27 protein-coding genes are annotated in these 25,886 nt (G+C 35.4%); 2 read left to right on the forward strand and 25 right to left on the reverse strand.

Features of this window, described 5'->3' with window-relative positions:
• Positions 1-56 precede the first annotated feature (56 nt).
• Entirely contained in the window at positions 57-1,601 is a 1,545-nt protein-coding gene (putP, locus tag LI149_RS10070) for a sodium/proline symporter PutP (protein WP_227086847.1), read from the reverse strand.
• Between the two features lie 312 nt (positions 1,602-1,913).
• On the opposite strand from putP, the gene LI149_RS10075 reads away from it, so the two are divergent.
• A complete protein-coding gene (locus tag LI149_RS10075) occupies positions 1,914-2,495 on the forward strand; it encodes a 50S ribosomal protein L25 (protein WP_227086846.1) in 582 nt (193 codons plus the stop codon).
• Positions 2,496-2,678: 183 nt separating this feature from the next.
• Here LI149_RS10075 and glmS read toward each other — a convergent pair whose 3' ends face one another.
• Positions 2,679-4,517, reverse strand: coding sequence for a glutamine--fructose-6-phosphate transaminase (isomerizing) (gene glmS / locus LI149_RS10080; protein ID WP_227086845.1), 1,839 nt, complete (start codon positions 4,515-4,517; stop codon positions 2,679-2,681).
• 114 nt (positions 4,518-4,631) lie between these two features.
• Between glmS and LI149_RS10085 the strand changes: the two genes are divergently transcribed.
• Positions 4,632-4,790, forward strand: coding sequence for a hypothetical protein (locus LI149_RS10085; RefSeq protein WP_227143302.1), 159 nt, complete (start codon positions 4,632-4,634; stop codon positions 4,788-4,790).
• On the opposite strand, the gene LI149_RS10090 is transcribed toward LI149_RS10085, so the two are convergent.
• From LI149_RS10090 to LI149_RS10200, 23 genes are all read right to left on the reverse strand, one after another.
• Positions 4,782-6,017 (reverse strand): Wadjet anti-phage system protein JetD domain-containing protein, encoded by a 1,236-nt coding sequence (locus LI149_RS10090; RefSeq protein WP_227143303.1) that lies wholly within the window; start codon positions 6,015-6,017, stop codon positions 4,782-4,784. The genes LI149_RS10085 and LI149_RS10090 overlap by 9 nt on opposite strands.
• A gap of 51 nt (positions 6,018-6,068) precedes the next feature.
• Positions 6,069-6,242: a hypothetical protein gene (locus LI149_RS10095; protein ID WP_158683015.1), complete on the reverse strand. Its 174-nt coding sequence runs from the start codon at positions 6,240-6,242 to the stop codon at positions 6,069-6,071.
• Positions 6,235-7,206 (reverse strand): hypothetical protein, encoded by a 972-nt coding sequence (locus LI149_RS10100; RefSeq protein WP_227143304.1) that lies wholly within the window; start codon positions 7,204-7,206, stop codon positions 6,235-6,237. Before LI149_RS10100 ends, LI149_RS10095 begins: the two co-directional genes overlap by 8 nt.
• A complete protein-coding gene (locus LI149_RS10105) occupies positions 7,206-8,066 on the reverse strand; it encodes an ImmA/IrrE family metallo-endopeptidase (protein WP_005341116.1) in 861 nt (286 codons plus the stop codon). Before LI149_RS10105 ends, LI149_RS10100 begins: the two co-directional genes overlap by 1 nt.
• 51 nt (positions 8,067-8,117) lie before the next feature.
• Positions 8,118-8,456 carry a helix-turn-helix transcriptional regulator gene (locus LI149_RS10110; protein WP_227143305.1) on the reverse strand — a complete coding sequence of 113 codons (339 nt, stop codon included), beginning with the start codon at positions 8,454-8,456 and terminating at the stop codon, positions 8,118-8,120.
• Between the two features lie 141 nt (positions 8,457-8,597).
• A complete protein-coding gene (locus tag LI149_RS10115; RefSeq protein WP_227143306.1) occupies positions 8,598-9,008 on the reverse strand; it encodes a hypothetical protein in 411 nt (136 codons plus the stop codon).
• A 553-nt stretch (positions 9,009-9,561) separates the two neighbouring features.
• Entirely contained in the window at positions 9,562-9,912 is a 351-nt protein-coding gene (locus tag LI149_RS10120) for a hypothetical protein (protein WP_173794048.1), read from the reverse strand.
• A 324-nt stretch (positions 9,913-10,236) separates the two neighbouring features.
• On the reverse strand, positions 10,237-10,539 hold the full coding sequence (locus tag LI149_RS10125; protein WP_003863952.1) for a helix-turn-helix domain-containing protein: 303 nt from the start codon (positions 10,537-10,539) through the stop codon (positions 10,237-10,239).
• Positions 10,526-10,876 (reverse strand): type II toxin-antitoxin system RelE/ParE family toxin, encoded by a 351-nt coding sequence (locus tag LI149_RS10130; protein WP_005336015.1) that lies wholly within the window; start codon positions 10,874-10,876, stop codon positions 10,526-10,528. The genes LI149_RS10125 and LI149_RS10130 overlap by 14 nt, the downstream gene beginning before the upstream one ends.
• A gap of 131 nt (positions 10,877-11,007) precedes the next feature.
• The gene (locus LI149_RS10135; RefSeq protein ID WP_173794049.1) at positions 11,008-11,637 is read right to left on the reverse strand and encodes a transposase; all 630 of its coding nucleotides are present in this window, start codon (positions 11,635-11,637) and stop codon (positions 11,008-11,010) included.
• A gap of 33 nt (positions 11,638-11,670) precedes the next feature.
• The gene (locus LI149_RS10140; RefSeq protein ID WP_227143307.1) at positions 11,671-11,973 is read right to left on the reverse strand and encodes a helix-turn-helix transcriptional regulator; all 303 of its coding nucleotides are present in this window, start codon (positions 11,971-11,973) and stop codon (positions 11,671-11,673) included.
• A 133-nt stretch (positions 11,974-12,106) separates the two neighbouring features.
• Entirely contained in the window at positions 12,107-15,646 is a 3,540-nt protein-coding gene (locus LI149_RS10145) for a hypothetical protein (RefSeq protein WP_227143308.1), read from the reverse strand.
• A gap of 7 nt (positions 15,647-15,653) precedes the next feature.
• Positions 15,654-15,950 (reverse strand): hypothetical protein, encoded by a 297-nt coding sequence (locus LI149_RS10150; RefSeq protein ID WP_227143309.1) that lies wholly within the window; start codon positions 15,948-15,950, stop codon positions 15,654-15,656.
• A 200-nt stretch (positions 15,951-16,150) separates the two neighbouring features.
• Entirely contained in the window at positions 16,151-16,360 is a 210-nt protein-coding gene (locus tag LI149_RS10155) for a transposase (protein WP_227143310.1), read from the reverse strand.
• A 180-nt stretch (positions 16,361-16,540) separates the two neighbouring features.
• Positions 16,541-17,773, reverse strand: coding sequence for a nucleotide sugar dehydrogenase (locus tag LI149_RS10160; protein ID WP_117614158.1), 1,233 nt, complete (start codon positions 17,771-17,773; stop codon positions 16,541-16,543).
• Positions 17,774-17,827: 54 nt separating this feature from the next.
• Complete coding sequence (locus LI149_RS10165; protein WP_118145579.1) at positions 17,828-18,574, reverse strand: nucleotidyltransferase family protein; 747 nt, start codon at positions 18,572-18,574, stop codon at positions 17,828-17,830.
• A gap of 48 nt (positions 18,575-18,622) precedes the next feature.
• Positions 18,623-19,711 (reverse strand): NAD-dependent epimerase/dehydratase family protein, encoded by a 1,089-nt coding sequence (locus LI149_RS10170; RefSeq protein WP_117494893.1) that lies wholly within the window; start codon positions 19,709-19,711, stop codon positions 18,623-18,625.
• Positions 19,712-19,918: 207 nt separating this feature from the next.
• Positions 19,919-21,097, reverse strand: coding sequence for a galactokinase family protein (locus LI149_RS10175; protein ID WP_227143311.1), 1,179 nt, complete (start codon positions 21,095-21,097; stop codon positions 19,919-19,921).
• Positions 21,098-21,111: 14 nt separating this feature from the next.
• A complete protein-coding gene (locus LI149_RS10180; protein ID WP_227143312.1) occupies positions 21,112-22,356 on the reverse strand; it encodes a helicase-related protein in 1,245 nt (414 codons plus the stop codon).
• A 98-nt stretch (positions 22,357-22,454) separates the two neighbouring features.
• On the reverse strand, positions 22,455-22,658 hold the full coding sequence (locus tag LI149_RS10185; RefSeq protein ID WP_227143313.1) for a hypothetical protein: 204 nt from the start codon (positions 22,656-22,658) through the stop codon (positions 22,455-22,457).
• A gap of 70 nt (positions 22,659-22,728) precedes the next feature.
• Positions 22,729-22,965, reverse strand: coding sequence for a hypothetical protein (locus LI149_RS10190; protein ID WP_227143314.1), 237 nt, complete (start codon positions 22,963-22,965; stop codon positions 22,729-22,731).
• Between the two features lie 228 nt (positions 22,966-23,193).
• Positions 23,194-24,735 (reverse strand): lipopolysaccharide biosynthesis protein, encoded by a 1,542-nt coding sequence (locus LI149_RS10195; RefSeq protein WP_227143315.1) that lies wholly within the window; start codon positions 24,733-24,735, stop codon positions 23,194-23,196.
• 177 nt (positions 24,736-24,912) lie between these two features.
• Positions 24,913-25,886 (reverse strand): hypothetical protein (locus LI149_RS10200; protein ID WP_227143316.1); only part of this gene is annotated, 974 nt, incomplete at its 5' end.

Below are 25,886 nucleotides of genomic sequence, written 5' to 3' on the forward strand. Positions count from 1 at the left end.
ACATTAGCCATATAGCGACCTTATACTTACATTTCTTATTATTTACACTTCTATTCTTACATATCTTTTTCTTCGTATTTTTTATATTCATCAAACTGCGCAAGAATTGTCTCGTCCGGTGCTTTTGTAACCATACTGACGATTACGATAAAGCACAAGCTGATAACAAATCCGACTAACAAAGAATAAATTCCTGTTGCATTTCCGATTGTCTGTCCATTTACAATTGGAAGATAATCCCAGATCAGCACAGTCACTGCTCCGGACACCAGTCCTGCCACAGCTCCCGGAAGATTCGTTCTGCGCCAGAAGAGGCTCATAACGACAAGCGGACCAAATGCTGCTCCAAGTCCTGCCCATGCATCAGATACCAGGTCCATGATAGAACTGTTCGGATCCCATGCGATGAAAAATGCTAATACAGCTACGCCAAATGTTGTCAGACGTGCTACATTTAATACCTTCTTATCAGAAGCTTCCGGATTCAGAATGTTCTGGTAAATGTCTTTAGACACGGAAGAAGAACATACCAGAAGCTGTGAATCTGCAGTTGACATTACAGCTGCCAGGATTCCACAGATAAACAATCCTGCAATAAATGGAATCGGAATCTTTTCGATGAAAACCTTCTGAATCATCTCAATAAATACTGACTCTGCTGATGGTGCCCCCTCTGTTACTCCGAGAATCTCCGGATAGAGAAAAGCACGTCCGAGCAGTCCGATCGCAATCGTAAATCCAAGGGAAAGTACAACCCACACAATTGCAATTGCTGAAGATTTCTTCAGTTCTTTCTCACTGCGGATTGCCATAAAACGAATCAGGATATGTGGCATACCACAATATCCAAGTCCCCATGCCATATTAGAAATAATCTCTACCGCTGTGATCGGATGATCTCCATTATATGTAAAGCTTAAGTAATTGTCCGGATTCACTCCTGTATTTGCAAGCATGTTATGAAAATCACCACCTACAAATCCCCATGCCAGCACCGGTACTGCAAGAATTGCAATCAACATCAGTAATCCTTGGAAGAAATCTGTAGAACACACTGCAAGAAATCCTCCCATAAATGTGTAGATCAGAATAACTGCTGCACCCAGAAATAAAGCTATATGGTAATCCAATCCAAATACAGTGTTAAAAAGCTTACCTCCGCTTGCCAGCGCGGAAGCTGTATATACCAGAAAGAAAATGACGATAATAACTGAAGAAATACCAAGTAAAATCTTCTTTTCATCGTGATAACGGTTTCCGAAAAATTCCGGAAGCGTCATAGAATTTCCCGCTACAATTGTATATGCACGAAGTGGTCTTGCGATAATAAGCCAGTTAGCAATCGTTCCAAGTCCTAGTCCTACGGCGATCCATGCCTGCCCGGTTCCAAGTGCATATACAGAGCCCGGAAGTCCCATCAGCAACCAGCCGCTCATGTCAGATGCCTGTGCAGACATCGCAGCTACCGGAGCGGAAAGTCCTCGTCCTCCGAGGAAGAAATCGTCTGCCCCCTTCGTCTGTCTCATGCTCCAGATCCCAATTCCGATCATTCCCAAAAGATAGACGCCAAATGCAATTAATATAGATACTGTTGTTGTCATGTTCTCTCTCCTTTTCTATAATCAAAGAACGCTCTCACTTTTGAGAGCATTGTATTAATTATACTAAAAAATGAATATTTGTCAATATATGCTTTCTTGCTCGTTAACGTCACCTGGTAACGACCTGGTAACATTATTCATCTGTTTCATCCGTTATACATGAAACATCAGGTCTTAGTGCTTTGTCTATTTTGCATAATCTTTTTCTCTGTTTTTTATATTTTTTGGTTAATCATAATATTGTGCAGGTGCTATACTACAGTTGTAACAAATAGAACTCATAAAATTATTCAGACTTGGAGGAAAAGATAAATGAATACTTTAAAAGCTGAAAAAAGAACACTTGCCGTAAAGGCAAAAAAATTAAGAAAAGAGGGCTATGTTACCGGTAACGTATTCGGCAAAGAGATGAAAGAGTCCATTCCAGTAAAAATGGATGCTGCCGCAGTTGACCGCCTGCTTAAGACGAGCAATAAAGGAAGCCAGATCATGTTGGATATTGACGGCGAATCCCACAATGTATTGATCAAAGAGGTTGATTATAACCCATTAAAAGGCAGAGTAGATGAGATGGATTTCCAGGCTCTTGTCAAAGATGAAGTTGTACATTCTGTTGCAGAGATTGTTCTTGTAAACCATGACAAACTTGCATCTGGTGTATTGCAGCAACAGTTAGAGGAAGTTTCTTATAAAGCACTTCCATCTGCACTTGTTGACAAAGTTGAGATTGATGTAGCAGAACTCCGTATCGGCGATACGATTAAAGTAAAAGATCTGTCACTTGCACAGGATAAAGATGTCCACTTGGTTACAGATCCTGAGACAACTGTTGTTACTGTAACTGAATCACATATTGCAATTGCTGATGATGAAGACAGTGAAGAGGCTGAGTAATCCCAGTATCGGATCATTTTCAAATTGAACATTTTGTATCTGAACAGATATCATAATTGGAAATTTGTCAGACACTCATAAAAAATGAAGGCTCCTTAAGTGGGAGGCTTCATTTTTTATAAAGAGGACATAGCATTTTAAATAAACACTATGTCCTCAATTAACATTCTTATTCTATTATTCTTATTCCACTGTTACACTCTTTGCAAGGTTTCTCGGCTTATCTACGTCTAATCCCTTTGCCACGCTCACATAATATCCCATCAACTGTAATGGAATAACTGCAAGTGATGTTGCAAAATGTGGATCTGTCTTTGGAATATAAACAGTGAAATCTGCTGTATCCTCAATATTGTAATGACCAAATGTAGTCAATCCCATAAGGTACGCTCCACGGCTCTTACATTCTACCATATTGCTGACTGTCTTCTCATAGAGATCTGGCTGTGTCAGCACTCCGATTACCAGTGTTCCATCTTCAATCAGAGAAATGGTTCCGTGTTTCAACTCTCCTGCTGCATATGCCTCAGAATGGATATAACTGATTTCTTTCATCTTCAGGCTGCCTTCCAGACTGATTGCATAATCAATTCCTCTTCCTACGAAAAATGCGTCTTTTGCATTAGCCTGCTTTGCTGCGAACCACTGGATTCTCTCTTTATCTGCAATAATCTTACTGATCTTATCCGGAATTGTCTGCAGCTCTTCAATATATCCTGTATACTGTTCTTCCGTAATCTGTCCACGAACCTTTGCAAACTGAATTGCAAGTGCATAAGTTGCGATCAGCTGTGTGCTGTAAGCTTTTGTTGTAGCTACAGAAATCTCCGGTCCTGCCAGTGTATAGAATACGTTGTCTGCTTCTCTTGCGATAGAAGATCCGATCACATTTACAATACCAAGTGTCTTAATTCCCATCTCCTTAGATTCACGGAGTGCTGCAAGGCTGTCTGCCGTCTCTCCGGACTGGCTGATGATAATGACCAGACCTTCGGGATCTAAGATTGGATTACGATAACGGAATTCGCTTGCCAGTTCCACACGTACCGGAATTCTTGCCAGGTCTTCGATGACATACTGTGCTGCCATACCTACATGATAAGCAGATCCGCATGCTACGATATAAATCTGGCTGATCTCTTTCATCTCCTCTTCGGATAATCCTACTTCCGATAAATCAATCGCTCCATTTTTCAGGACAGAATTCAAAGTGTCAGAAACTGCTTTTGGCTGCTCATGAATCTCTTTCATCATGAAATGCTCAAATCCTGCCTTTTCAGCTGCTTCTGCATCCCACTCGACCGTCTTCAACTCTTTCTGAATCTCGTCTCCGTCCAGATTATAAAATGTAATCTCTCCTTTTCTTACGCGGGCCATTTCAAGATTTCCGATGTAATACACATTTCTTGTATATTTCAGAATAGCCGGAACATCAGATGCGATGTAAGAATTCTCACCATCTACACCAAGTATCATCGGGCTGTCTTTTCTTGCCACATAAATCTCTCCTGGATAATCCTTAAACATCATTGCCAGTGCATAAGAACCACGAATACGGATCAATGCATGATTGATTGCATCAACCGGTGTACCAAGATATTTCTTATAATAATAGTCAACTAATTTTACAGCAACTTCTGTATCTGTTGCTGAGTAAAAAGAATAACCTTTACGGATCAGCTTATCTTTCAGTTCCTGATAGTTCTCTATAATACCATTGTGAACTGCTACAACATTGCCATCATCACTGACGTGCGGATGTGCATTTGTCTCAGATGGCTCTCCATGAGTCGCCCATCTTGTATGTCCGATACCACATGTTCCAGGTACGGATTCTCCGCCATTCGTCTTCTCAGACAGAACTTTCAGACGGCCTTTTGCTTTAATTACTTCTGTCTCTTTCTCCCCATCTCTTACTGCGATTCCTGCTGAATCATATCCTCGGTACTCCAGCTTAGAAAGACCATCCAACAGAATTGGTGCTGCCTGCATATCACCTGTAAATCCTACAATCCCACACATACTATAACTCCTTTCACTGTGTCTCTTGTATATGTACACTTCAAGACTCCCTTGTGAGCCCCGATACGAAATCCGGTATCTAAAAAAGCTTTTTTGCGACCAGATTCCTCTTATTTGTCATTATATAGTCAATTCTACAATCCGTGTAAGTATACCATAGAAGCTTCGCTGGCGCAAGAGATGAAGCTGATTCAAACTATCTTTGTAATTGAGCTTTGCCAGAGTGTATATAATATGATGACTGTCGATGAGATCGAGACATTTTTATATTAACATCTCCTGCTCGATTTCCATCTTATTTTCCAATATACACTGTTTCAGTACTTCTAATTTACCGGCATTCAATGCTTCTAACTTTTTCTGCTTTTTGCTGCATAGCTTAATTCCTTTTCCCTTTTCCAACGCTGCCTTATAGGAGGGAACGTCCATCTTCCATGGAATCAGATTTGGAAAAATATTCTTTTCATTATACAAAAAAATCTGTATTCCACCGTAATCCATATCTCCCCAATGATAACACTGGATTTCTTCCGGTGCTGTCTTCATTAACATTTGCAAAAAGCGAACTTCCTTTGGCGAAAAGTAGCCATGACAAAAGATATATAAAACTTTTGGATTATATTCCATGCTTTCATAATTCGCTTTATTCTCAATCACAATGATTTTTTCAACACTATTTCGTAAGTTTGGTACGGCATGCTCTAATGTCTGTGCATTAAGTACCGTTCCATAATAATTCAAGGAAGTGTCGATTTTCTTCTCTATCGCTGTGCCATTTCGATCTGTCATGCAATACTCCACGGCACCTTTCCATTCTAATGTCTGGGAATAACTTAATATTCCATGTGCTGCCAGTATCTCATCATCTGACATGCCTTCTTCATATTGCGGAGAGTATTTCAAAGCTTCGATAACTGCACCTTGATAAATGCGTTCGAAAACTTTAGATGGCGTGATATCATTTTTCTTTTCAAATACTTTGGAGCTGAACACGCGCTTCCATTCCGGTTCTTTCAGATCAGCTAACGCTTTCAGACACTTAAGGAATTCTTCGTCCTCCGCTTTGGATAACTCTTTCGTATTCCCTTTATTCAACTGTTCCAGCACATGATTACAATAAGCGAACAGACAGCTTCCGGATACATCCTCCTGCAGTTTGCACACTCTTGTTATTGCCTGTAACTGGCGTTCTCTAGGATCAATGACCCCAATTAAGTCACATAATCCAGGAATTACTTCTACCCGATAATCAATCCTCGTAATATCCGTATTCATTTCTCTCCAGTCAAAATGCAGATATTCTTCTCCGCCTAAAGCTGGAATTCTTTCTAAAACTTTTGCCTGTCTGACCAGTTCATCTCTGCCACCCACTATTTTCAAAAGATCCCCATCCACCTTTGGGTGCTTCATTCCTAAGAGATTTCCTATGCGATAGTCCTTTGTATTTGTCTTATCGATCAACCATTTTGCCAACGGCAGATTCTTTTCATTATATTCCATATTTTATTCTTCGCTTTTCATCATAACCTTACATTTCTTTTTCTCTCTTGATTATTCACCTGAACCCTCTGCTTTCCCTTGGCTAAAATCTAAGATTTCCTCATAGCGCTTACCAAATTTAAGCTCTGATAACAAATAATCTTTTATTTGACCAGTGATATTAAAAAATATAACTTTTATAATTTTATATATATCTTTTCCTATACTGGTCCAAAATTTAATCAATCCCCTTGTTTCCAACCAAGACAACTGATTCTTTATTAAAAATTCTATCAACCGCTTCTTCTATTTCTATTGTCTTTTCAATAGACGAAAACGGAGCCTCTTCTCGAATCATTAATTTGACTCTTTCACCCATAATTTTTTTCATTGAATTTAACGCCTGTGTTTTTGAAGTAATAATTTCTTCTTTTATCATATATTGAATCATTGTAAATGCATTTATATTTTTAAATTGCTTTAATTCATCCGGATATGATGTTTGTATTGCCTTATTCATTCTTGCCACTGCTCCGAAATCATGTGTACAAAAAACATATGTATTACGCGTTGAACCATGTATCAGTTCAAATATACTAAAAAGCGAAATACATATTAATTCTTCTGCCATACTGTCTTTACTTTTCTTTGCATTTTTCAAATACACTATAATATCTTTTATATAATCCCTATCAGCCGGAACATTATATCCACACTCCGAAAAACCGTAATATGGCATCCTTCTATCATTTCTAATCAAACCATTAAAACTTAAATTTGCAATATTATCATGAATTAATGTCGAAAAAATCCGGTTCCACTTTTCACTCGAATACCTCATAAATGTTTTGATATTTTCAAAAACAGTTTCTTCCCTCAACAAAAACAAACAAAATCCATGTTCTATCATTTTTTCAAAAAACTCTTGATTTTTTACTTGTAACACATTAGAAACAGAATCTTTAAGTTCATACAAAACAAGTTCTGTAACAACAAACACTATTTTTTGTTTTTCCTTACCACCGGCTATTTTTTCAAATGCTTCAAATAAACCTTCTTTTTCTATATGAGATGATTTTGTAATAAAACATGTATCTAAGAACATAACATTTTCCGATTGTAAAATCGATGCTATTACCCTTTCTTGATCTGTTTCAAATATATTTCCTGAAAAAGATATCATTTGAGAAATACAATCTTTAATTGTCACTACGCCTCCCCCTTTACAGAAAGATACGCCTCTTTCAGTCCTTCCAAACGATATCTGAAATCTTCTTCTGTTAAAATGCCTCTTTTAACATTCTCTTGACCCATTTTCTCTGCTTCGTTATACATTTGTGCAAAATCATCTTCATAAGTCGGTTCCATTATAGAACGATTTCCCTTACGCATAGGTATATTCTCAAATAGTTTCTTTTGCTTTTCTTCACTATTATTATACAATAAGATTTCCATCAAATCGGAATCCTGCGTATCAAAAATTCCCAACTCATAACATCTGATTACCACAGACATATATGTCGTCTGATAGTAACTCATCAAAGCAAAAACCGTAATCAATTCCTGAATATACGAAAAATTCTGCCGAAGTTCATCTGGTATTTTTTTTGTATTTTTCAATAATCCAACAACCTGTCTTACGTCTTCTGTCGGCATTATAATGGCTCCGGCAAAAGCATTTGCCATCTGTTCTTCTTCAATATCTTCATAATTATTTAAATACAATTCCCCTGCATTTCCTAAACCTGGATTTTCCTGAATCAAGACATGATACAATTCGTGGGCAATTGCAAAATTATTATTTGCCAGACTTTTTGCCGTATTCAACACCAAATAATTGGAATTATTGAGTCTAAGCTGAAATGCACCAATTTCCTTACTTTTCATCGGAATTCGCATGAACTTATATCCTTTATTATCAAATATCATTTGTGCAAATGTCTGCATATCGCGGATAATCATGGAACTTTGTGTTCCAACAAAATCATAAAATATATTCTTGGCATACGCTATTTGTTTACTATGTGTCTTATTAAATTCCAATATCTTATATAATTTTTCTTTATTCATAGATTTTCTCCCCTAAATCCCACTAATATTATATATACTGGATTATAAAAGCTATATTTCAATCATTGTCAATGCATCATAAAAGCGAAACATCTCAACCAATTTATCAGCCGTCTTTTTATCCTCATCGTTTAACGTGCCCGCCAAAAAAGCTAATTGTCCATTTACAGCCTGCTCTTTATACTGATCAGAAAAATCAGTAAGGAAATAAGACATATCATGCCCCAAAGCTTTTGCTAAAAACTCGGCTTCTGATTCTTTTAAGTCAATTGTCCCACTAAGAATCTTACTTACCCGGCTTTTGTCCCATCCAGTCATAAGCGAAACATAGGTCTGTCTAATCTTTCTATTTTCCAAATATTTTTTCAGATTTTCTATAAATTTGCTCATTTCCATTACTCCCCTTTAGTCATTTCATTTCTATATATGCAACTTTTTATTGTTTTTCCTTAATTTTACACTTTTATGATTTTGTATTCAAGCATTTGTTGCATATTTTACAACTTTACATCATTTCCTATATATCTTATTCTACATCACTGTTTTTAACATTGCCCCTTTTGACTTCAGACATAAATCATGTAAATATACCTTCTCTATATTATTCTCATTACTCTCATCGAATGTGGCCAACGATATTCTTAAATTCTCTTTTGATGATTTAGGAAAAATTTTCAAAATCCCTGATAATTTTGAAGGGATTATACACTCAAATATTTTATATATATTCGATATATCATAATACGCCAAATAGGATTGAATTACGCTACTTTTTCCAGATCCATATGGCCCCGATAATGCAATATTATGAACATTAGGATTCTTAATCGCCCAACGCAATGCTCTTATACTCTCTTCTTCTGGCTTAATACTATTTATCGGCGCTAAATCACGATAAACAGAATCCCTTTTTTCTTCATCTTTCCACAATTTCTTTTTCATATGTAAATGCTCCTTAATATTTCACTACTTTTCAAAATAGCACAGTTAAATTCAATTCTAATAGATTTTTTATTAACTATTCTATCCACCTAACTAAGTGAATGCAATCTACTTTTTCCACATTCTATACCATTTATTCCCTTATATATAATACACCTCACCTGTCAAAAACTGACGCCATTCGACAAAATAAGACAGAAAATTTTCATCTTCTGCCTCATCTCCTGTCCCTATATTCTTTTATCTCTCTTGTATAGCAATTGAATCTTGACATCTCTCCGATGCAGATATCAGATTATGCCCGGAAGAACATTCCGACGAAAAAAGAACAAAGCAATAGGAAGGACACATTTTAACAACAAAAAAGTGGCATTCTAATAATCAATAGCTTTTCATATGGCTTTTCCGCGAAGCTTTATTAAAGTGCGACTTCTTTTCAAATCTACTTTCCTTTTTCTCAATTTCACACCATCAGCCATTACTTTGGCCAGGCAGTTATCTTAAGTTGACACTAGGTTGACCACATTGGGGTCTGACCTCTTCAACTTTCTTTTTAAGAAAAATCACAAAGCTCCTTCAATCTATTTTTTATAGATACTTCCATCTTTGCAAGCTTTACCAGTAACATTTCAACTGTTTTCTCGCCTTTTTCATAATCAATTTTACCATATTCTCCTGCAAATAAACATTTTGCCATATCAAACCAGTAATCGAAATCATCTTGCATTTGTACTACAAATGTAGTAGATTCTTCGAATACTGTTTTTGGAATATAGGCTTGATGAAGAAGCATTTCATTTTTAAGCATTTTTGTCAACTCTGTATATTTTCCAAAATACACCTTAAAGGACTCGCATTTAGCTTCTCGCTTAAATTCTTCATCTATTTTTAAACATTCGAACAAATCGTGTTCAAGTGGAACTATTTCTGCAAAAATAGGCTCTATCTTCTCATAGTAATACAGTCAGACTGAATGTAAACGTTTCACATTTTTCAAATATGGCTGGTGGAATTTAGTCTAGCACACCGAATTCCAGTAGCCCATTTAGCATGCCATGAAATCTAGAAAATTTCGTCAAATTGGAACAATTATAACAGAAAACGAGAGATTTTGCCTAAAAACCTCTCGTTAAAATATCAAAATTTAAAATGCGGTGGAATTTACCTTTTACCACCAATTGACGTATCACTTCTGAAGAATCCTGCTGTTTCTATTTTCTCATACTCTTCACATTTTATTTTTTGTTGGCATCGGAACAAATTCCAGTTTTAATTGCATCCCTAATCCATGTGCAAGTTTTTTTACCATACTCAGACTGGGATTTCTTGTTCCGTTCTCGATCCGGCTTATATCTGCCTGCGTAATTCCGGTTTTAGCTGACAAATCTTTTTGTGTCATATTCTGCTGCACTCTTGCATCAATCATCGCCTGGATAATATCATATTCCGGTTGCAGTGCATCATATTCTGCCTTTACCTCCGGATTCTGCAATGCTCTTTTTTTATAATCTTTATAGCTACTCATTGCCATACCTCCGTTCATAATCTGCTTTATACTTCTTTGCCAGTTCTTTTTCTGCCTTTGGTGTCTTCTGCGATTTTTTTATAAATCCATTGGTCAGTACCGCCTTCTTACCTACAATAAAGAAATACAGTACTCTTGTAATATCTGATCCCTGCTTGGCACGAAGTTCAAATATCCCATTCTCCAATGGTTTTGAATATGGCTCACGAAGCAATGGTCCGTTCATTTCCAGTAAATCAATTGTCCGCAATGTTTTTGCCAGCAACTTAGGCTCCAGGGAATCTAATAGTTCCTGCACAGGGCATCTTTCATCTTCTGTATCATATAAAATGATCTCGTACATTAGTATGCTCCTTCTTCTTTGTAATTATAATATGTCGTATTCAACATGTTTGTCAAGATGATTCCAAACACTTTTTCATATATGTTAACTTCCAGTATTTTTACGGCTCGATTTAAAGATATACCGATTTATTAATCAAATGGTAACTCCTCCATACTCTTTTTGATTTCGTGCTCTTGTACCACATATTTATGTCCAATATCCTCTACAAAATCTCGATACCGCAATATGCTATTGTCTTTAAAATATGCAAGCGTCCGATTCCTTTCTGTTATTCTGTCATCTTTTAATGCAATCATTGTCTGATAGCTGCTCCATCGGTAATCCTCTGGTTTTACCACTATTCTGGCTTTCACCGGGTTCAGATGAATATACCTGCTTGTCTGTAAGAAATAAGAATCTTCCTTCACAAGACATGACTTATATCTACTTTCAAACAAATGTCCTCGATACTGGTACTTATGATTAAAATACATTGCATATCTCTCAGACAAACACTTCATGAACCTTCCAATCTCATCTTCACTAGTTTCCAGTAGAAGATGTATATGATTCGTCATCATACAATATGCATGTATCTTACATTGATACTTATCTAATGCCACCTTTAATATCTCTAAAAACACCTGATAATCTGTTTCATCTGAAAAAATCTCTGTTCTCCTTACTCCTCGGTGCATCAAATGATAGATTGCACCCGGATACCATTCTCTTAATTTTCTTGCTATTTTGTGTTCTCCTTTTATGATGTTATCATTCATGATTATCTTTAAAGTAATGCGTCCACATCCGCATTACTCTTTATCACGTATACTTACTTCTATGTGTTTTCCCAATGCATTCGCATACTTTTCCAGCATCAACAATGTCGGGATTCTTGTCCCTCCCTCAAACCTTGCTATATTCGATGTTCTCACACCGGTTATATCCGATAATTCCTGCTGCGTTAGTCTCTGTCTCTTTCTTTCCTCCACCAATTGTCGTATCACTTCGGAAGAATCCTGCTGCACTACTGATTGAATCATATCCGCATATGCCAGCAACCTTTTCTCTCTTTTTTCCTTTTCATTCTGATATTCTTCTCTGTTCTCTTTCATCCGATCCGCTTCCTACTATCAGTTTTATCGAATTATATCATTAATGATATGAAGTTGCAATATCTTTTAACAACTTAAGATTTTCTTAATGGGGTCTGACCCCTTCAGTCTCCCCTTCAGTCTTTATCCGTTTCTACTTTAGCTCCAATCCGCACTTATATTTCACGCAAAGAGAAAAATAATTCCTCCACACTGGATTCAACACTTCATATTCCTCTCTTATGATATCCTGACACACTCTCATCATATTTTGTGCATAAACTTCCTTATACTCATCCCCCATTGACTCAACCAACGTCACACAATCAATCCATTTACACATAAAATCTTCTTTTAATTCTTGATTTCCCAATTTACTGTATTCATCAATAATATAACGCAGACATTTTTCAGTCATTGTAATCTCAAATCTGTATTTAATCATTTGTTCTATACAATCTAGTAATACATAAACATCCATCTTAAGAGCAACTAAAAAATTTAGTATTCCCGTTCCAGAAATATTTAATTCTATCTCCTGTATTAATGAATGTATCGTTACTTCTCCGGTAACTATAACGGCTTTCTTTCCCTGAGCCAGTGCTAACGCGTCATAATCAGAAATTCCAAATACATCTAACCAGTCCCGTTCTTCATCCTGCACGTCACAAAACTCTCGATTATTGCTCCAAGTATTTAACTGACTCACAAAATTTTTTAAGGCTGCTGCCTCCCCAAGGATCTGCACTTTTTCACTTTCAGATACTACATTCATGTAAAGACGTTTTTCTCTCACACCAAGGCTGGATACATGTTCCTTATCATTTTCATTAATTATGTCTGTACACATAGTTAATATCGTATTTCTCATTGATTCTGGAACAAATACCTGTCTTTCTTTTAAGAATTCCGGCTTAACTCCAATCATATACAACATAATCACAGCTGCAAAAGACAATACAAACTGTTGTCCTCGAATTAAGTCCTCATCATAACGCTCTCTTACAATAATATCTTCACTTTGTACTAAGGTCATAATTAACTGAACCGTATTAACTCGTACAGTTTTCTGTAGTATCGCAAATGGTAATGGAAAACTTGAAAAATCTTTATAATTATCTAACCAATTAAATTCCTTTTCATCTCCAGGAATGTATTTCATAAGTTCTCTGCTGAAATTTTCTACATCTAATTTTCCATCCCTAGTTTCGATAGATATTGTTTTTACTGCATTTGCTTTCACCAATTTTTCTAAACATAGCCTAATTAAGTAACCATCCACAGGCATTATCTCTGATATATGATATTCTCTTCCTTCTATCATAACAAGATCGCCTGTTTTCTTTCTCAAAAGTCCTATTGTAATTGCTTGATCTCGGTATATGTGTGTTGCTCCCTGCCATATATATGGTACATCTGGCAATATGTTTTCTTCATATATGCAATATATTAATTTTTCTCCATCCACCCCCTGTAACACAACTGCAGTATCATTTTCAATTCCATCTATTTTTCTTTCTGTATTATCCGAATCACTTATCTGAAGCACAAGATAATTTCCAAATATTCCAATCTCATTATCTTTGTTTCTCAGCAACGCCTTTAACATTAATTTCTTTGCTTCTGCTTTTTTATTTTCCCTGCTATAAATACCCGCAACAAGTGTCAATAATCTTGCTGTTCCAATTTTTATTGCCGCGTCTATTACCTTTTGTGGTATATTTCTTTGTAAATTTAATGACAAAACAATAGTAGCATCTACTACAAACAAATCGTTCTGAAAATTATCAAATATGTTTAATAATATATCTAATGCCGTTACTGCCTGATTATCTTCCATCAAAAGTCTAGCTTTTAACCTCAATATGTCTGGTGATACTTGTCCTAATGCTTCTTTTTTCTCTACTATTTGTATTGCTTCTTTATAATATTGACAATCAATCAATACTTTTGCAAAATCTACTTCTGCTTCAGGATCAAGCCATTTTAACTGTCCATCCTTCCACTTTTCAAATAATTCCGGAAGCATTTTTCGCTCTGTCTCGTGAACTTTGAAAATTTCTAACCAATACTCTACATAATCCTTGTAAACTGATTGATATTTCTTCAATTCCGTAATTGCCGCTTCCTTACCATCACATACCCGAATTGATTGAACATATAATAAAAACAGATATATATCCTTCTCCAAAATACCATTATGACTCTCAATAGATTGTTTTACCTGATTCAAATTATTACATTTTTTTCTCAGTAAATTACAATATAACCCATACATTCTCGTTCTTTCACAAAATTCCACAACTGCTTCCTCATCTATGCAACCCAAATCTATCTTATACTGAATCATCATAGTTTCAATCGCAGAATCCTTCTTTATTACATCTGGAATTTCATTCAACAACTCTATATTTTTTTCTTCAAGAACCACTTGGTTTTTCAAAAAAGTTCTATAATACAATAATTTTATCTTATTGTTGTTATGAGCAATTTTTTGCTTCATTCCAGACAAAATCTTTCCAATTTCTTTTACCCGTCCATCCTCTTTTACATTTTCTAATGAAATTGTATTAACAATAGTGTCCTGCTCTTTTTCTAATACATATATTTCCTCTATATAACTCAGATTATTTCCAAATAATTGCTGAATCAGCTCATGAATATTAATTATTGGTTTTTCTGCCATCCACAATGCGCACACTCGATTAACAAGCCATTTTTCATTGCTATATTGTCCAGTAAGAGAAAACTCATAATTATCCACATGATGTCTATTCTTCTTTTCAAGCTTCATGAACTTTTCTTTTTCATCTCTGGAAATAATTCCTGCAATCTCTTTCAGGTCAGAATTTTTAATCAGTTTTTCTAATTGTGTCATTTTTTCTTTTTTATCAAACCAATATAAAATCAAAATCCTTGTTATATCATCTGAAATATAGTTGCTTTTAATTTTCTTCCATGCTTCCAAAGCCTCCATATCTAAACACTGATAATCAGAGAGTAACGATAATTTTATTTGCATTGCCATATCAATATCCGCATTTTTATTCCTCAAAAACGGAAGCAAATCATGAACTTGTTCTATATTCCCTTTCCTAATTTCCTGACTTAAAATATCATATACTTTCATAACCTCTTCTGGATTTTTAATTTGGGATGTATGTTCTATAATTTCTCTAATATTATTATTACTATATTCAAGCTGTCTCTTACTCTCGCTTTTTTGATTTTTTAATATAGAAGCTTTCAAATATCGCTCACTTACCGATAATCCACTGGTCAAATATTCCTCGTATTCTGTATATATTTTCACCAGCAATTCCCTGACAACCGATTCATCTAATACACTAATTCCCCCTTCATCATCATTGAAAAACACTTTCAATTGTCCAACTAAGCCATTTATAAGTTCTTCTTTTGTGGTAATGTCTCCATTCGACTGCAACAGATGTTCATATATCTTTTCAATAGGTTTATAATACTTCAAAAAATCTTCAAACTTCCCAGAAGTTAAAATTGTTCCATCATTTTTCTTGATAAATTCTCTTAACCACTTCTTTATTTTCTTCTTAAATGACCAAAACTTTATGTTTTCTTTTATGGTCATCTTTCCGTCTGATACACTTTCAGTTATTAATCCAATCACTATATCCGATATAGCTGTTACAATTGTGTCCTTCACTAATTTTATCATTCCTTTTCTAAATTATCCTTCTATGATATGTATCAGCAATTCTGTCATCTCGGTTCATTCCTAATATATCCAATAATGTAGATTTTCCCATACCATTTTTTCCTAAAAACATAACTACATTATTTACATTTTTACCATAGTAATTTTTTATTGAATTTACATTTTTCTCAACACTTAACCAATTATCTTTTATTGTAGCCATATAATTTGAAGAGAAATTGAATTCCTCATTTTCAAAAACCTCTTCATATTTTCTTATGTATAAATATATAAGTTCCACTAAATCTTTCCTTTCATAAATCATTCAGTAATATAACAATGTATTTTGTGGCGCATATTTAATCCGTTTCAGCATAATATTTTCTTATCCGACTAATGAAATTATACAGCTTCCACCTTATCCAGTTTTGTATATTATGCTTTAGTCTTTATATTCTGCTTTACACTATCATAAATCAACACTCTCGCTGCAAATCTGTCATTACTGTACTCGCTATTGAGCGTTTACGAATTCTCTTTGACAGCAGGCGTTAAGGTATTCTCTAATGTGGTAAGGTATGCTTCTTCACGAAGAATTCGTTGCCAGTAAAAAAAGGATTTGTCCGAAATACCGTGCTCTCGACACCAGGTTGTTTTAGGCATTCCGCTAGCAAGACATTCTTTGATGATATTTGTCCATTGTTCACACCGGACTTTATGAGTTATTTTATCCATGAGATTATCCTCCCTCTAAAAAACCTTAGATTTTTTAAAGTAATTATCTCATGAAAACTAGCAAAAATCGTGGTACCTACTATTCACCGTTTACTTTCAATATACAAAAAGAGACCGAATTTTTTCAATTTCTGCCTCTTTTCTCTTGCTCTACTCTTATTTTATCCCTGCACTCAATCTCTAATCTCTCTTAAAGATATCTCGTGTGTATACTTTTTCTTTTACATCGTCCAAACTACTATCATATCTGTTGGCGACAATTGCCTGGCTTTGTTTCTTAAATTCTTCTAGATCATTGACTACTTTACTTCCGAAGAATGTTGTACCATTTTCCAGTGTTGGCTCGTAGATAATTACCGTTGCTCCTTTTGCTTTGATACGCTTCATAACTCCCTGAATAGATGACTGACGGAAGTTATCGGAATTAGATTTCATTGTAAGACGATAAACGCCTACGACTACTTCTTTTTCTTTACTTGCATCGTAATCATCATTAGCCTCATAAGCACCTGTCATCTCTAACACATGTTCTGCAATGTAATCTTTTCTTGTTCGGTTAGATTCTACGATTGCAGTCATCATGTTCTGTGGAACATCCTCATAATTTGCCAAAAGCTGCTTTGTATCTTTCGGCAGACAGTAACCACCATAACCGAAAGACGGATTGTTATAATGACTTCCGATTCGTGGATCCAGACATACACCATCAATAATCTGCTTCGTATCCAGCCCTTTCATCTCTGCATAAGTATCCAGCTCATTAAAGTAAGATACACGCAGTGCCAGATATGTATTGGCAAACAACTTCACGGCCTCTGCCTCAGTGAATCCCATAATCAGAGTATCAATGTCTTCTTTTATTGCACCTTCCTGTAATAATCCGGCAAATGTATTCGCTGCTTTGACAAGTCTTGCATTCTCCACATCTGTTCCAACAATGATACGTGATGGATACAGATTATCATAGAGCGCTTTAGACTCTCTTAAGAACTCTGGGCTAAAAATGATATTATCGCAATGAAATTTTTCTCGAATACTTGCCGTATAGCCTACCGGGATTGTAGATTTGATCACCATAATCGCATCCGGATTATACTCAATAACTAATTTAATAACAGCTTCTACCGCTGATGTATCAAAGAAATTCTTTTTAGAATCGTAATTTGTCGGTGCTGCGATTACAACAAATTCTGCATCTTTATATGCTGATTTCGCATCTAATGTCGCTGTCAGATTTAAATCTTTCTCTGCCAGATATTTTTCAATATAATCATCTTGAATTGGTGACTTCTTCTGATTGATCAATTCCACCTTTTCCGGGATAATATCTACTGCCCATACCTCATTGTGCTGTGCCAATAATGTCGCAATTGATAATCCTACATATCCTGTTCCTGCTACTGCAATCTTCATGACTTTTATTTCTCCTTTTACATACCTTTCATATTTTTCTCAAGTAATATGTATCTATGCCTGGTTCTTCATAATCTCCTGCACCGCATCATAGCTGGCACGGTCTCCAATATCATGTCTTTTTCCACTCATCGTCCATGCATAGACATCTGTCTGATGGCTGAGCCATGCTGCGAAACTTCCCGGTGCATCTGTACTGCAACCAGCTTTAATTGCCTCGTCGATCCGTGCCACATCTTCTTCTCGATAACAATAAAATGGCGGCACTGCCAAATTTCCCTTCGGCACCTCTGGTTTTTCTTCATAAGAAATGATTTTGTCATCTGCATCTTTTACAATAATTGCCGTCTTCTGCTGCCGCTTCAAATCATTTTCCTCATGACACATCACACACGGCGCCTGCTTTTTCTGGCTAAACTGAATGAACTCACGGAACGAGAAATCTAAAAGATTATCTCCTGCAATTACAAGAAAACTCTCTCCACTTCTCCCTTTTACAGCCTCCAGCGCAACCTGGATATCCTTCACTGCCCCAAGTCTGTGCTCATTATCCGTAGAACCATCATCCACAAGAATTACCGGCTTTTTATAATTTAAAGTCTCTTTCCAACCTTCAAAATATCCAATAAATTTGTGATTACTTACAATCACATATCCCGTAATCTCTTCCTGCTCTTCTAAGTCATCTAAAAGCCAGTTCAAAATCGGCTTCTCATTCACCGGAAGCAGCGGCTTCGGAAAATTCTCTGTCAACGGGTACAATCTCGTAGCATACCCAGCTGCTAAAACAATTGCTATCATAATATTACTCAACCTCTTTTTAAGAAAATCTTAAGAGGGTCTGACCCCCTATTTATAAAATTCCGCATACCACTGTGCAAATTTTCTTAAGCCTTCTCGCAGGCTAGTCTGTGGTTTAAATCCAAAGTCTTCTTCTAATGCTGTGGTATCTGCATATGTTACCGGCACATCTCCCGGCTGCATTGGTACTAATTTTTTGTGCGCGTCAAAATCATAATCTTCCGGAAGTACGCCTGCGCTGATCAGTTCCTGTTGTAAAATGTCTACGAATTCCAGTAAGTTTTCCGGATGACTGTTTCCGATATTGTAAACTGCATAAGGTGGAATCGGTAACCCATCCTCGCCATTTTTCTTCTCCGGAGCTGCCTGCATTACGCGCTTTACTCCCTCTACAATATCATCTACATATGTAAAATCGCGCTTGCAGTTTCCATAGTTAAAAATCTGAATCGTATCTCCGGCGCGAAGTTTATTTGTAAATCCGAAATATGCCATATCCGGTCTTCCCGCCGGTCCGTAAACTGTAAAGAACCGAAGCCCTGTCGACGGGATGTTATATAGCTTGCTATATGCATGTGCCATCAACTCATTGGATTTCTTTGTAGCTGCATATAAAGAAACCGGGTTGTCTACTTTGTCTTCTGTCGCATATGGCACCTTTTTGTTACTTCCATATACAGAGGAGGATGAAGCATAAACCAAATGCTCCACTCCATTAGCTCCGTCATCATAAGAATGACGGCAAGCCTCCAAAATGTTATAAAATCCTATCAGATTGGACTCAATATATACATCTGGATTTGTAATTGAGTAGCGTACCCCTGCCTGAGCTGCAAGATTTACAACAACTGCCGGCTTATCCTCTGCAAATATCCGATCGATCAGCGCTTTGTCTGCAATAGATCCTTTGATAAATTTCCAAGTAGAACTTTCCTGCTTTCCTACCAGTTCTTCTATCTGGTTCAGACGATACTCTTTAATAGACACATCGTAGTATTCATTCATATTGTCGATTCCTACAATATGTACCGGATGTACCTCCCGCAAAAGCTCCATAACAAGATTCGATCCAATAAATCCAGCAGCACCGGTTACTAAAATCACTTTATTCTCTAATGACACATTTTTAACTTTCATGATATTACCTTTCCCACACATTATGTGCATTTTTTGTCACTGTTCCATTATAGTACATATATGATATCTTTTCTATATCAAGAAGTTTCTTTTCTCTTTTTCTTAACTGTTTGACAGATTCTGTCATATATAATAAGGCAGGTAATACAACTTCCTGCCTCGCTCAATATTCTATCCTTCGCTTCTTTAATTGCGTATATATATCTACTAAAGTCTCACTCCATCCGCGCTCTCACATACATATGCAGAATATCTTCCTTCTAACTCTGGAAATGCTTTCAAATATTCTTCTGTGACTTTCGCTTTAATGTCTTCTACCTTTTCCGGATCAACAAGAGCCATACAACACCCTTTGAATCCTGCCCCTGAGAAACGTCCACCGTAAATGCCATCTGTATTCCACATGATTTCATATAATTTCTTCAGTTCATCACAGCCACATTCATAACTGTATATAGAAGACTTTCCACTTTCAAATACAAGCTGTCCATAACCTTCCAAATCACCTTCTCGCCACAACTCAGCTCCTTTTTCTGCCCGTGCAAATTCGCTGTAGTAATGTTCCGCACGTCTGCGCCATAGCTTTGGCAAATGATCCTTATAAGCCTCGAATACTTCATACGGCACATCACGTAATCTTGTATCTGCAAATGTTCCATAATCCATGCCAGCATATCCCATCAACGCATACGCTGCCGCCTTACATTCATCCTGACGCAGGTTATATTTTGAATTCTTCAGCGAACGCTCCAGACCAGAAAAGAAAATCGCAATCTTATACGGCTTCATACTCTGACTGGTCGGGATCAACTCATAGCTGTCATCTTTCGTATCCAGATACAGAAGATGATTCTTTTTAGAAAGCACTTCACAGCTCTGATCCAGCTTACCGCAAGACACTCCTACATACTGATTCTCCGCTGCCTTTGCAGTTAATATAAGTTCCATCGGCTCCAGATGAATATCATTCACCTTACATAATGCTGACAAAAAGCAGATAATAACTGACGCTGAGGAAGACAGTCCACCAATCGGAAGACTCCCTTCAATCACACCAGACAATCCTATCTTCAACCGATACTTTTCTCCTAACATCTTAGCTGCACCACGAAGATGATCCGCCCAATCTCCCTGCTTCTCCTCCGGCACTGCATTTACAAAAAACTGCGCACGCTTCGGAAAATTCAAAGACTGTAATTCAATGATACCATTCTGCTTCGGATGGTAAGCCATATGTATTCCTTTATCAATCGCAAGACCATTGATCTTACCGTACTGGTGATCGATATGCGCTCCTAATGGGCTTATTCGATAAGGGCAAAATGCCACATCAAACGGCTCCTTATGGTATAATCCCTCGTACACTTCCACACATTTCATTTTCATAACTTATCCTGCCTTTATTTTCTTTTTTGTATATTCTTTGCAGTCTTTGTATTAACACCATACCGTAATGCTTGTTGTAATAATTTAAGTGCAGCTATATTCACGCATTCAGCATCAACTAAATCTATTATATTTCCCACTAAGAAACTCATTTGATAAGACACATTATACTGGCACAGCTTCTCAATATCATAGATTTTTATTTCATATTCCTTGCTCATCTTTTCATATGAATTTCCCAGAATCCATGACAAGGCAAATCCATTTTTCAAATTCAAGGAAGGGTACATTTCTGCAAAAAGATTTTCTATTAAATCCAATAACTCTTTAGTAGTTCGTATATCTGTATTAATGCTATTATCTTCAATCCATCTGATAATATTATCGGCATCCGCCATAGAAATCATGGTCCCCACATACTTTTGAATACCTCCTATTTGTCCCTCTATTTTTGACTCAATAGCATCAAAAAGTTTTCTTAACAGTATCTTTTCTTCTTTGCTTGCTAAGTAAAACGCCAGCGTATTCTCTATCAATTTATTTGAAATCTCATGCAAAAGATTCACTGTTTGTGTCAATGGATAATATGATAAAAAATAAATCATCTCATTCTCTATTGAATTTATAGAATCTCTATAACTACACAATTGTTCAAAAATTTGTTGCCTATAGTATTTTATCTTATCTGTTTCATTTATCTCATCCAAAATCTTATCCAAAAGTTTATTTGTCCATTTATTATCAGTTATATTCTGACAAATATAATTGACAATCTCAGAACCTGGTATCTTCACTTCGTAAGTCACCGCATAGTCCCTAACAATATTTAATATTGAACTCCCACATGCTTCTACAGCATCTCCATCAAATAAGCCTTTCGTTTCTTTCCATTTGTAATATCCTCTTCCTCTGCGATCATCATAAAGCTTGCTTTCTGTTATAATGATATTCCCCTCTGTATAAACACCAGACCTTCCTGTTCTTCCGATAAGATTTTGAAAATTTCTTACTGACATCTTGGTTGCCGAAAAATTAGTTCCTGTAATCAAAAGATATTTTATTGGAATATTTACGCCTTGTGCTAAAGTCGATGTACAAGCCACAGCTTTAATTTTATTCTTCTTATACGCATACTCTATAGAGATTTTGATTCCATTAGGGAGCGACGAGTAATGTGGCAAAATCCCATATTGAGCTGTTTGCGTATATACATATTCTTCACCATAATACTCTTTAAATGGTAGCTCTTTTTCATTCACTTGATAAGTGAAAAGCAATATTCAGTTAAAATACTGTAACAATGTGGCTTTCAGCCAGTTTCACGGCTGTGCCGTGAATAATCTAGGATTAACTATTATTATTCAATTTTATTATTAATATACCCTTCTGTTGCATTTTTCTTTCGCTTTATAATACATGGATTTCCTAAAACTATTGAATGATCAGGCACATCACAATTCACATATGAATTTGGAGCAATTAATACATCATTTCCTATATGAATAGCTCCTACCAGTGTTGCATTTATGCCAATCCATACTTCATTTCCAACTACTGGCACTCCTTTTCTAGAACCTCTATTCTCTTGTCCGATTGTTACACCTTTATGAATATTACAATTTTTTCCTATACTAACTTGGGGATTTATCGTTATACAATATGGATGCCCTATATATAGCCCCCCCGATATTTATATCCATCGGAATTTCAATAAATGATTTATTTCTATAATAAACATATAAACATTTATACAAAAATTTTACTATTAAATTTTTTGCTTCTTGTCCTTTTCTCATGAATATCTGAAACTTAGGCATTTCTTTTAAATCCCTATATCTTTTTTTGTCTTTTTCTACTAAACTCTCCATATTATTTACCCTTTTCAATATAGTTATTGGCTCGCAAAAATGTAAACTCTCAATGTATGCTTACTCTAAATAAAATTTATATTTCTTTTCCTTCCATCCTAAGCATCCATGATTTTTTGAACGCCTTGCAATGGCTATATTTTCTTCTATTATGTTTTAAATCACTACAGCATTTGCAATATTGTGAACTTTCATATATTAACCATAATTCTTGTTTACCTGTAATCATCATTCTCCTTTACCATTCCTCAACATATTACCAATCCAATATTTTCCAATATATTTCATATACGAAAAATAAAAAATAGTATTAACAATTATACAGATTAAAGCAGCTATCACTGTAACTTTTATTGCTTGTATTACCCAAAAATAATACGACAATTTTTTTATCTCTAACCATTTTTTTAATATAGGTATTTTTATACATGAATACAATATTAGAATTATTATTACATCAACTAATATTTGTTTTAAAAATTTTATAAACGGCCAACAAATTAAATTTCGCGAATCATACCACGCCATCCAAATAGTTTGATAAAACATCGCTATTACTGTCCCTATTGCAACACCAATTAATCCCCAAATTTTGACTGATAGAACAGATATTATTACATTAATAGTTGCCGTAATAACATAATTCATTTGTGTCTGTTTGTAATGTCCGCCAGCAAGGATCATTACGTTATATGGCAGTCTTAAACAATGTCCTGCATTAGCTATGACAATTAACATTGCAAATACTGGCTGAATATAATTTACATCCGATATTCCTTTTGTATATATCTCTACAAAAGGAATAATCATTATGGATGTTATTCCGAACACAAATACCGTACATGTATGTATGCTCCATTCTACCCAACCAAAAAATTCTCTTAACTTATTAATTTCCTGTTTTGCCCATAACTCTCCTATCAACGCTTGAATACCATTTGTCATAGACAGCATCAATTGTTTTACCCCGGCTGTTACGATATTATACACTGAATATACTGAAACATCTTTTAAATTAGAAAATATTGTCAATACAATATTATCTGTTCCATCCAAAACAACTGCTGAAATATGCTGAGCCACCCCATTCCATTTCTGCTTTATTGGTTCTCCTTCATATTGTATTTTCCAATCTAATTTGTAGTTTTTTTTAACATAAATAGCTATAATTAATGGTCTCAGTGCATATATCAACGAAGTCGATAACTTTACAATATGTATTCCTGCTCCTATTTTTATTAATACAAAACATGCTATTGTGTTAGCAATTAATGTTATCGATTGCGCAGTATAAGATATATATCCTCTTTGATCTGCAGTAAGCAAAAGTCTATTTATAATTCCAAAATAATATTGTGCAAAGGAACTAATACTTATAACCGCAATCATAGTAGATGTATATATAAATCCAAAATTTTGATGTACAACTAATGGGTAAATCCCCATCAATAAAATTACATAAATTAATAAAATCTTTGCCAGTCTCGAAAAAAACTTTTGTCCTGATACAACAACTTTACTAATTTGAACATCATCTTTTTTAGAAAGTGGCTTATACAAAGATGATTGAATCACAGCCCCTACTCCCAATTCTAAAAATGAAATAATTGCTAAAAATTGTGTAATCGAATTGACCAATCCATTCACTGCTGAACCAAACGCTTCTAAAATAAGACGCGGTAAAATAAAACCGCAAACTATTGTTATCACTTGAAAAATAAGTGAAGAACACGTATTTAAAATTAATCGCTTCTTCCTGCTTTCCATCATTTTTGCTCCTATATCTACAAATATTTCCTTTCTTGCAGAATATAATTTATATAGTCTAAATTTATCAAATTAGCCAACAGCCTTCTTTGTTGCCCGCCGCAAACCACGTGGAGGTTTTGATAATATGCAGCTACGCCCCTTACGGGGCGCATAATATTCATGTAGATTCAATTAATTTTATTGAACTGTATCATCTGGAATTATTATTTTTCCATCCTTATCAAAATGATATATTCCTTCTGGTACGATAGAATTTGCTTTTTCTTTTACTAATTCAACATCTGTATCTCTTGCTACAGTTCCATCCTCCATGACATAATACAAATTGTTCTCTACCTTTACAAGACCTTTATTACTTTGAACTTCTCCATTTTCTTTATAAAATAACTTACCGTCATTTTCTTCAATTGACGTTGTTATATCAGAAGTTTCTTCTAAATTTTTCAACTTACCTGTCTCATCAAAGTAATAGGTTCCTACCTCGATTATGCCATTTGATTTTTCTTCAGTAACAGTTATATAGCCGTCTGCCTTTATCCTTCCGTCATAACATACATAATAAAAATCTTCTCCTATTTTTATTATGCCACAGTCTTTCTGGATTTCCCCATCAACTTTATAATAGAGTGTACCATTTTCCTCAATAATAGGTTCTTCTTTAGCTATAGGTTCTTCTTTAGCTGTAGATTCTTCTTTAGCTGTAGATTCTTCTTTTTCAACACTGCTCTCTTTATCGACGGTATTCTCTTCTGATACAGACTTGTTATCTGCAGATTGCTCATCCTTCGATGCAACCATCTTTCCGTCTTCGCCAAAGTAATAGATTCCTGCTTCTACTAATCCGTTAGCATTACTTTCAGTGATTGTCTGATATCCAGATGTTTTTATCTTTCCACTATAGCATACAAAATAATAAGCTCCTTCATATTTGATAAGACCACTATTTTTCTGTACTACACCATTTTTCTTATAGCAAAGCGTTCCGTTTTCATTTACAATTCCCGTCGTATCATCTTTCGGAGTCGTAATCTGCATTTTTCCGTCTTCGCCAAAGTAATAGATTCCTGCTTCTACTAATCCATTAGCATTACTTTCGGTGATTGTCTGATATCCAGATGTTTTTATCTTTCCACTATAGCATACAAAATAAT

Source organism: Dorea sp. 210702-DFI.3.17, assembly GCF_020560825.1.
Classification (GTDB): Bacteria; Bacillota; Clostridia; order Lachnospirales; family Lachnospiraceae; genus Dorea; species Dorea formicigenerans.

Coding starts and splice junctions, on each gene's coding strand:
- putP (WP_227086847.1), bottom strand. CDS start 1,601: ATGACAACAACAGTATCTATATTAATTGCATTTGGCGTCTATCTTTTG.
- LI149_RS10145 (WP_227143308.1), bottom strand. CDS start 15,646: ATGATAAAATTAGTGAAGGACACAATTGTAACAGCTATATCGGATATA.
- LI149_RS10170 (WP_117494893.1), bottom strand. CDS start 19,711: ATGAAAGTTAAAAATGTGTCATTAGAGAATAAAGTGATTTTAGTAACC.
- LI149_RS10165 (WP_118145579.1), bottom strand. CDS start 18,574: ATGATAGCAATTGTTTTAGCAGCTGGGTATGCTACGAGATTGTACCCG.
- LI149_RS10190 (WP_227143314.1), bottom strand. CDS start 22,965: ATGGAGAGTTTAGTAGAAAAAGACAAAAAAAGATATAGGGATTTAAAA.
- LI149_RS10160 (WP_117614158.1), bottom strand. CDS start 17,773: ATGAAGATTGCAGTAGCAGGAACAGGATATGTAGGATTATCAATTGCG.
- LI149_RS10105 (WP_005341116.1), bottom strand. CDS start 8,066: ATGAATAAAGAAAAATTATATAAGATATTGGAATTTAATAAGACACAT.
- LI149_RS10125 (WP_003863952.1), bottom strand. CDS start 10,539: ATGGCAATGAGTAGCTATAAAGATTATAAAAAAAGAGCATTGCAGAAT.
- LI149_RS10075 (WP_227086846.1), top strand. CDS start 1,914: ATGAATACTTTAAAAGCTGAAAAAAGAACACTTGCCGTAAAGGCAAAA.
- LI149_RS10135 (WP_173794049.1), bottom strand. CDS start 11,637: ATGAATGATAACATCATAAAAGGAGAACACAAAATAGCAAGAAAATTA.
- LI149_RS10140 (WP_227143307.1), bottom strand. CDS start 11,973: ATGAAAGAGAACAGAGAAGAATATCAGAATGAAAAGGAAAAAAGAGAG.
- LI149_RS10110 (WP_227143305.1), bottom strand. CDS start 8,456: ATGAGCAAATTTATAGAAAATCTGAAAAAATATTTGGAAAATAGAAAG.
- LI149_RS10130 (WP_005336015.1), bottom strand. CDS start 10,876: ATGTACGAGATCATTTTATATGATACAGAAGATGAAAGATGCCCTGTG.
- LI149_RS10150 (WP_227143309.1), bottom strand. CDS start 15,950: ATGATTTATGAAAGGAAAGATTTAGTGGAACTTATATATTTATACATA.
- glmS (WP_227086845.1), bottom strand. CDS start 4,517: ATGTGTGGGATTGTAGGATTTACAGGTGATATGCAGGCAGCACCAATT.
- LI149_RS10175 (WP_227143311.1), bottom strand. CDS start 21,097: ATGAAAATGAAATGTGTGGAAGTGTACGAGGGATTATACCATAAGGAG.
- LI149_RS10155 (WP_227143310.1), bottom strand. CDS start 16,360: ATGGATAAAATAACTCATAAAGTCCGGTGTGAACAATGGACAAATATC.
- LI149_RS10115 (WP_227143306.1), bottom strand. CDS start 9,008: ATGAAAAAGAAATTGTGGAAAGATGAAGAAAAAAGGGATTCTGTTTAT.
- LI149_RS10195 (WP_227143315.1), bottom strand. CDS start 24,735: ATGATGGAAAGCAGGAAGAAGCGATTAATTTTAAATACGTGTTCTTCA.
- LI149_RS10090 (WP_227143303.1), bottom strand. CDS start 6,017: ATGGAATATAATGAAAAGAATCTGCCGTTGGCAAAATGGTTGATCGAT.